8 protein-coding genes are annotated in these 6,803 nt (G+C 40.3%); 7 read left to right on the top strand and 1 reads right to left on the bottom strand.

The genetic code is table 11. From position 1 onward, the window contains the following. Positions 1-267 precede the first annotated feature (267 nt). The 3 genes from AC1DWN_RS24415 to AC1DWN_RS24405 all read left to right on the top strand — a co-directional run bounded on the left by AC1DWN_RS24415 (position 268) and on the right by AC1DWN_RS24405 (position 2,663). Positions 268-1,107 (top strand): sensor histidine kinase, encoded by an 840-nt coding sequence (locus AC1DWN_RS24415; RefSeq protein ID WP_477561493.1) that lies wholly within the window; start codon positions 268-270, stop codon positions 1,105-1,107. Continuing rightward, a complete protein-coding gene (locus AC1DWN_RS24410) occupies positions 1,104-1,754 on the top strand; it encodes a response regulator (RefSeq protein WP_477561492.1) in 651 nt (216 codons plus the stop codon). Before AC1DWN_RS24415 ends, AC1DWN_RS24410 begins: the two co-directional genes overlap by 4 nt. 555 nt (positions 1,755-2,309) lie before the next feature. Next, positions 2,310-2,663, top strand: coding sequence for a c-type cytochrome (locus AC1DWN_RS24405; protein ID WP_477561491.1), 354 nt, complete (start codon positions 2,310-2,312; stop codon positions 2,661-2,663). A gap of 169 nt (positions 2,664-2,832) precedes the next feature. Here the strand turns inward: AC1DWN_RS24405 and AC1DWN_RS24400 are convergent, their stop codons facing one another. Further along, entirely contained in the window at positions 2,833-3,444 is a 612-nt protein-coding gene (locus AC1DWN_RS24400; protein ID WP_477561490.1) for an SCO family protein, read from the bottom strand. Positions 3,445-3,679: 235 nt separating this feature from the next. On the opposite strand from AC1DWN_RS24400, the gene AC1DWN_RS24395 reads away from it, so the two are divergent. From AC1DWN_RS24395 to AC1DWN_RS24380, 4 genes are read left to right on the top strand one after another with little or no spacing between them, the layout of a single operon-like run. Further along, a complete protein-coding gene (locus tag AC1DWN_RS24395) occupies positions 3,680-4,057 on the top strand; it encodes a hypothetical protein (RefSeq protein WP_477561489.1) in 378 nt (125 codons plus the stop codon). Continuing rightward, positions 4,054-5,391 carry a right-handed parallel beta-helix repeat-containing protein gene (locus AC1DWN_RS24390; protein ID WP_477561488.1) on the top strand — a complete coding sequence of 446 codons (1,338 nt, stop codon included), beginning with the start codon at positions 4,054-4,056 and terminating at the stop codon, positions 5,389-5,391. The genes AC1DWN_RS24395 and AC1DWN_RS24390 overlap by 4 nt, the downstream gene beginning before the upstream one ends. Further along, a complete protein-coding gene (locus AC1DWN_RS24385; protein ID WP_477561487.1) occupies positions 5,388-5,957 on the top strand; it encodes a nitrous oxide reductase accessory protein NosL in 570 nt (189 codons plus the stop codon). Before AC1DWN_RS24390 ends, AC1DWN_RS24385 begins: the two co-directional genes overlap by 4 nt. After that, positions 5,954-6,775 carry an ABC transporter permease gene (locus AC1DWN_RS24380; RefSeq protein WP_477561486.1) on the top strand — a complete coding sequence of 274 codons (822 nt, stop codon included), beginning with the start codon at positions 5,954-5,956 and terminating at the stop codon, positions 6,773-6,775. Before AC1DWN_RS24385 ends, AC1DWN_RS24380 begins: the two co-directional genes overlap by 4 nt. Positions 6,776-6,803: the final 28 nt, after the last annotated feature.

Raw genomic sequence — 6,803 nt, 5'->3', positions numbered from 1 at the left:
GGGTTAGGACCGTAACCCGCACATACATTTTGAAGCTCAAGAGCAAGAATTGGCATTTTTATTTGCTCACCTCATTCATTACTTATTATGAGCAATGAGGCTTTTCGATAAAATGACTCGTTGTGGCTATATCTCAGCAAGTTTGTTACGAAGAAATGAATTTATTATTTATCAAATAGCCCTAGTGAGTCATATGTTATCTAAAAGGAATAAGAGACAATAGGTTAGGATGTTGGGAGAGTTTGACAAATACTCGTTTGGAGGTCATTGAAACTGTATAAACAAATAAAATGGTTGATTCTTATCATTCCGACGCTAACGATCTGGATATGGGAATATGTCCGTCACGAGTACTTGCTACCTTATATATCAATGGAAGCTGGTAATTGGCTTTCACCATTATTTGTATTTCTCATTACTTTACTCCTCATTACACAGCTTTTCGCTATTATGGAAACGATTCAAGAGGAACTCCAGCAATCAAAACTGATACAAACGGCATTACAGGAGCGAGAAAAACTAGCTAAGGAGCTGCATGATGGCATTGCACAGTCTTTATTTTTAGTTTCTGTCAAACTCGATCAGGTTAGAGCTAGCGATGAACAAGATGAACAGCTGCTATCTATAAAGAAAACGGTTCTTGAAGTCAATGAATACGTGCGCCAGTCCATATCCAATTTAAAGTACCCACCGGAAGTCGTTATTGCGGATTGGAAAGATTCAATAAGCGATTTAATTAACGATATACATTTTGATTCAAGCGTGAAAATTGAGTATACATGGCCAATACAAGAGGTTGATTTAACAGTTAAAGAAAAAATAGGTTTGTATGAGTTTCTGAGAGAAGGATTAATCAATATTCGAAAGCATGCCGAAGATGCCAATCATATTCGTATACGATTAGAATCTAGAGACGAGGGCTGGTTTTGTTTTATTTCGGATAATGGAATAGGTTTTACGGGAAATCCATTACTCAAGGAAGGCAGCTATGGCTTGAAATTTTTGAAGGAGCGGACGCTGGAATTAGGCTGGGAGATGGATTTGAGAAGAGATTCTGGCAGAACAACGCTAGAAGTCTTACAGAGAAGGCAGGTAGAGTATAGATGACACATCAAACGGTACGCGTTCTAATTGTAGATGATCATCCCCATGCTAGAGAAGGAATAAAGGCGATACTTAGTGAAGATTCCTTGTTCGAGATTGTTGGAGAAGCAGAAAACGGTGAAGAGGCTATTTATTGGACAGAGCAAGTTATGCCGGATATGATTCTAATGGACATTAATATGAAGAAAATGGGCGGTCTTGATGCAACGAAGGAAATAAAAGCAAAGTTCCCCTATGTGAAAATTGTCATGGTCACGGTATCTGATAATATTAGTCATTTGTTTGAAGCGTTGAAGAAAGGAGCACAGGGCTATCTGCTCAAAAATTTAACTCCCAGCGCATGGCTGGAATACTTAAGAGCGATCGCCTATGACGAGGTACCTATGTCTCAGGAGCTTGCTCAACGCATATTAAGTGAATTTACTCAAATAGACAAGCCGAAGATCGAAGAGTCCCCCCTTACAAATAGGGAGAAAGAAATATTATCCTTGGTTGCCAAAGGAATGTTGAACCGGGATATTGCTACACAGTTGGTCATTTCCGAGCATACTGTCAAAAACCATTTGAAGAATATACTGCAAAAGTTACATTTAGAAAATCGTGTCCAGCTTGCTAGATATGCTTATGAACGTGGATTTTATCAAATGTAAAAGCAAAAAAGCGCGTTCTTATCATAAGAATCGTGCTTTTTTTGTTGAATTTTCATTTAAAGGAACCCAGCCAATTGGTCAAATTAACTATCTCTTCTTCGGTTAATCGGTCTTCGTAACCTGGCATACCGCCGTCTCCATGCTCCAGCCCGAGCTATGGAAAGAATCAAGAGGGTTCTTTCAGTCCTTGTTTCTTTATCCGACTATTTGGCAGCACTACTTCCATTTCATAGCTGCCAGTTTTTCTTTAATGGGTATGTATACGTATTGGTGGGGGAAAAAATCGCTTAAAGGATTTGCTTATGAGTTGGTTTAGGCATGAAGTTAGGGAAATCTCATTGGCACCTTACCTTGACCAGCAACAGAGAACGGTACAAAAATAACAAGTTTATAGTAAAGAGTCGTCTGAAATTTCAGGCGGTTATTTGTGTTAGATATAGATAAATGGTTGTTTTGTTTTCATAATTTATGCTCCCAAATAGCTCTTTTTAGTCATTCTAAAAAAATGTTGATTGGTTATGATAGTATTCAATAGAAAAGAAAGGAGGATATCATATGATTCAAAGTTCAAGGCGTTTTTTGGCCATAGGGGCAGTTACATTACTACTTTTATTAACCGCTTGCGCCGGGGCATCAACTGGCGATAAGTCGAAAAATGACAATAACGAAGGAGAAAGTATGGAGAGTAACGAAGCCGAGGCCATATACAAGAAAATGTGTATTTCTTGCCATGGTAATGAACTGCAGGGAAGAGCAGGTCCTAATCTGCAGAAGGTAGGAGCTAGACTCTCGGAGGAACAAATTATTGATGTCGTTTCGAATGGTCGTAAGGGTATGCCACAGTTCGGTAAGAGCATATCGGCGGAAGAAATTCAAAGTCTGGCAACATGGCTATCGGAGCACAAGTAAACCAAACAGAGGGCAGAGTTCATTCCAGAATGAACTGCCCTTCATTAAAGACATACCCGATTTTGGATGTACTAGAAGGAAAACATTTAAAAAGCCAAAAGCCATCCCTAAGTCAAACAGACTTGTTGGGACGGCCCTGGCTTAGGTATTGAATATGAGGTTGAACCCTTTATTTTTCTTTAAGGAGGGTGTTAATATTTTTTAAGATAATCTCAATGTCCATTTCCTCACCCATTCGATATACCTTACGAATTTGCTGTTTAGCATCGACGAGCATTAGAGAGGTTACCGTATGAACAAATTGATTTCCTTCGAGCTTTTGGATCATGATTCCGTATTCCTTGGCTTTTTCAATTGTATAATCCTCGTCTCCACGGAGCACCTTCCAACCTGAATGATCGATTCCCATCCGCTGCGCATACGCTTGCAAGACTTCTGGTGTATCGGTATTAGGATCGAAGGTAATGGCCGCTAATTGCACCTCGCTTCCAAAGCTACCTTGTTTTTTTAATTCTTCTTGAAGCAATACCATATTGTAAGTAGTAGCCGGACAGATATCGGGACAACTGGTGAACATAAACTCTATGAGCATTATTTTTCCTTGATTTTCTTTCATCTCAAAAGTGGAGCCATCTAACTCTTGAAGAGTGAAATTAGGAGCTGCCTTCACAATGGGCAGCTTGCTGTCGCTGTTCTGAAATATATAGAACAGATATGCAAGTATGGCACAACATAGAATAATAATCGCAATGAGAAAAGGACTGATTTTTTTCGTGGACATAATTGAGTAACCTCCTGTTTCGTAAACGAGTAAAGTAATCGATATTTTCTCCTTTCAGAAGCTCTATAGGTATTCCTATAATTATAAAAGGAAGTACTAATTAACATTAATGGCTCAAACGAGCTATTTTTTTAATTTGTCACAATAAGATAAGTTTATAGCTCTTTCGAGTCATTTGGATAAAAGTGTATATTTGTTAGAATATAAATATAACAATTTGAGAGTAGGTGAAAAATTGCTAGAAAAGGCAATAAAGATAGCTGCGATATGTGTATTACTCGGTTGTCTAACAGCTTGTTCGACTTCTCCACAGGCAACAATCGACCCCGCAGCTATCGATGCGAATTTGACGACGGTGCCTAAGATTCCGATTGCAGGTTCTCCAATTAAACTGAAGGCGGATTTTACTGGAGGCGAGCTTTCCAAATCTTCAGATATGGCGTTTGAGATTCGAGTAAATGAGGATCCGGAATTGTTGGGTGCTGATAAAGATGGACAGAATGCATTTATCGGAACGTACACATTTCCGAAATCAGGTACATATGAAGTGTACTTGCATCTGTATACCGACGATATCCATCTAACGAAAAAGAAAAAGGTCGAGGTGCAATGAAGGCATCGCAGAAAATCTTGATAGCGTTGATGCTAGCAGTAATACATATGATGAGTGCAGCAGGTCATGTAATTGCTGATGAGTTGACTAGCCCCTTGCAGAAGCTTATAAATGAGGCGAAAGCAGGTGACACCATTCTGGTTCCAGCAGGGAATTATGATGCTCCCATTGTCATTGATAAGACGCTTCAACTGAAGGCAAATCCAGGATCACAGGTTACTATTAAAAACACATCTAAAAAACCTGCTGTACAAATTAAGGCTGATAACGTTTCTTTAATCAGAATGACCATCATTGACGAGACAATCAAGAAGCAGCCTGCCGTCCTTGTTCAAGCAAATGGCGTATTGCTGGATAATTTACAAATTCGTACCGGCTCATTTGGAATTAAGATGAGGAAAGCTAACAATGGTGAGGTCCGAAGCTCAAGTATTGAATGGGCTGGTGTAATCAAGAATCGCCCAGTTAAGCTATCCGACAAAGGAAACGGAATCGATTTGTATGAATCGAGTGGAAATCGTTTCAATGGAAATACCATTTCTTCTATGCATGATGGTATTTATATGGAAAACAGCGACAAGAATTTGATTGAGGATAATCATTTTGAACTGCTGCGTTACGGTGTTCATTGCATGTATACAAAAGGGACGATTATTCGCAATAACTTTGGAAATCTGAACATTACCGGCGCAATGATTATGGCAGTTCGCGATGTGGAGGTTTCTGGAAACCAATTTACAAAGCAAAGTGAAAGTGTTAATTCGCAAGGCATTTTATTGTTTGATGCGCATCGAACAAACATTCGCAACAACCTCGTTGAGGGAAATCGTGTAGGACTCTATGTGGAACAATCTACGCAAAACAACATAGAAGGCAATGCAGTTATTGGTAATTTTATTGGAATTCAGCTTCTTGATGCCGAAAATAACGTCATGATTGGTAATCAGTTTATCGGCAATGTTGCGAATGCTGAAGCAAGAAATAGTGTCGGTAATATACTGGACGGAAACTATTGGGATTCCTTTCAAGGAATCGATACGGATGGAGATGGAAAAAGCGAGACTGCTTATGCGATCAATCCTTTTTTTCAAAGTCTGGTTAAAACAAGACCGGGCTTTCAATTGTTCTTCCAGTCGCCAGGAATGGTTTTCCTAGAAGATCTCTATCAGTCGGAGAGACAGTCATGGTCGAGGGATGCATCGCCGCTGATGAAACCGACAGGGGAAATGAGATTCATCTCACCAAGGCAAACAATATTGCATTCAGCTTTAGTTGGCGCTGGACTACTGAGTCTGGCCTATTATCTAATTTATTTGGGGGTAAAAAGAAGATGAAAACGAAACGATTTAGTGCAGGGGTTTTTATGGTCATTATTCTACTGCTGGCAAGCGCATGCGGGGCTAAGGAATACAAGCCACAAGCAATTAATGAAGAAACCGATAAGTGTGTTATTTGCAACATGGCGGTGAAGGATGATCCTTACGCTACTCAAATTATTACGACAGATGGTCAATCCTTGAAGTTTGACGATATTGGTTGCATGAATAAGTGGAAAGTCCAAAATGGTTCCGAGGCGGTAGGAGCTGAATTTGTCAGAGATCATAATAGCGGCGATTGGATCAAATATGAGAAGGCATTCTACGCATACGATTCTGCATACATTACACCAATGGCTTATGGCGTTATCGCCTTCAAGGATAAAGCTTCCGCACAGGCCTACATCGATGAGCAAGGAAAGGGAAAATTGTTTAGTTCTGAAGAGCTAACTGAACATAAATGGGAAGTTAACCGTGATATGATGGATATGGAAAACATGGAAAAACACAATGAAAACATGCATTCAGACGATAGTAAAGAAGAGATGGACATGGGTCATGGAACAGAAGGTAAAAACTCGTGATTCAGACGACGCATATTGCAATAAGGGAAGTGAGAATAGGGTTTCGTAATCCGTGGGCCTATTCTTTCATGGGCCTTTTTGCATTATTCATGCTTTGCTTGCTATTAATTAATGCGCAAGGCTATGTTCAAGGCTACTCTGGCATTACCGGAACAACTCTCAATTTGATCTTGTATTTATTGCCATTGATGTCTTTGCTACTCGGATCGTTTTCATTGACTGCAGAGAAGGAGGACGGGAGCTGGGAGCTATTGTCCGTTTATCCTATCAGCACATGGTCCTTCATCATAGGAAAATATATAGGGTTGGTTATTGTGCTGCTTGTTATTGTTTCCGTAGGTTTTGGAGTTGCGGGCCTGCTAGGTTTAGTTGCAGGATATGGATTTGGACTTCAGACCTACTTGCAGCTGCTAGCCTTTTCCTGCAGCGTTGCCTTATTTTTTCTGGCGATTGCTATGCTGGTAGGTACGCTGGCCAAAAATCGGTGGCAAGCGTTAACGATCGCTGTTGCGATATGGTTTTTTGCTATTATCGGCTGGCCGCCATTRCTTATTGCAGCATTAGGCTTCATGCCGTATCCCATTATCAAGCCAGCGGTTACTATGCTTACGTTTCTTAATCCGGCGGAGCTCTCAAGGCTTTTTACTGTAGTTAAGCTGGGCGGAGGAGCCATTCTAGGTCCGGAATATTATGAATGGATAAAATGGATCAGAAAGCCGGCGGGCAGCTTTGTTTTCCTTGGCACGGCTGTAGTATGGATAGTAAGCGTCATTACAGCTGCACAGCTAATTTGGGAAAGGAGGCGTTCACGTGCCTGATCCTATTGTGAAGCTTGAAGGCGTAAAA

Source organism: Paenibacillus sp. P4_A7 (assembly GCF_056402455.1).
The sequence above is the reverse complement of the archived record's forward strand: the minus strand, read 5'-3'. Positions and strand labels throughout refer to the sequence as shown.

What these genes read in the sequence shown, in the direction of transcription:
- AC1DWN_RS24405 (WP_477561491.1), top strand. Translation starts at nt 2,310, where the DNA reads ATGATTCAAAGTTCAAGGCGTTTTTTGGCCATAGGGGCAGTTACATTA.
- AC1DWN_RS24385 (WP_477561487.1), top strand. Translation starts at nt 5,388, where the DNA reads ATGAAAACGAAACGATTTAGTGCAGGGGTTTTTATGGTCATTATTCTA.
- AC1DWN_RS24410 (WP_477561492.1), top strand. Translation starts at nt 1,104, where the DNA reads ATGACACATCAAACGGTACGCGTTCTAATTGTAGATGATCATCCCCAT.
- AC1DWN_RS24400 (WP_477561490.1), bottom strand. Translation starts at nt 3,444, where the DNA reads ATGTCCACGAAAAAAATCAGTCCTTTTCTCATTGCGATTATTATTCTA.
- AC1DWN_RS24390 (WP_477561488.1), top strand. Translation starts at nt 4,054, where the DNA reads ATGAAGGCATCGCAGAAAATCTTGATAGCGTTGATGCTAGCAGTAATA.